We start from the raw sequence: 255 nt of genomic DNA, 5'->3' as shown, positions 1-255 counted from the left end.
TCCCCGCCCGGTCCGACGTCGCTGCGTCGAGAAGAGATGGCGCTGTCGGTCATAGAAGTTCGTCTTTCGCAAGCCCAGGTGGCGCAGGCGTATGGTGTATCGGCGAAGATCGTGGCGCGCTGGGTCGAGCGCTTCAAGGCCGAAGGGCGCGCGGGCATGACCGATCGCTCGTCTCGGCCCAAGGTGATGCCGAACATGACCCAACAGGCGGTGGTTGACCGCATCGTGGCTTTGCGCCGTTAGCGCTGGACCGGC

At 65.5% G+C, this 255-nt stretch carries 1 pseudogene; it reads left to right on the top strand.

Annotation, left to right across the window (positions count from 1 at the left end):
• Positions 1-21 precede the first annotated feature (21 nt).
• Positions 22-240 (top strand): annotated as a pseudogene (locus ABGN05_RS30160) (helix-turn-helix domain-containing protein); the annotation flags it as partial.
• Between the last annotated feature and the right edge of the window lie 15 nt (positions 241-255).

The sequence above is a fragment of the Aquibium pacificum genome, from assembly GCF_040839445.1.
Lineage (GTDB): Bacteria > Pseudomonadota > Alphaproteobacteria > Rhizobiales > Rhizobiaceae > Aquibium > Aquibium pacificus.
The sequence above is the reverse complement of the archived record's forward strand: the minus strand, read 5'-3'. Positions and strand labels throughout refer to the sequence as shown.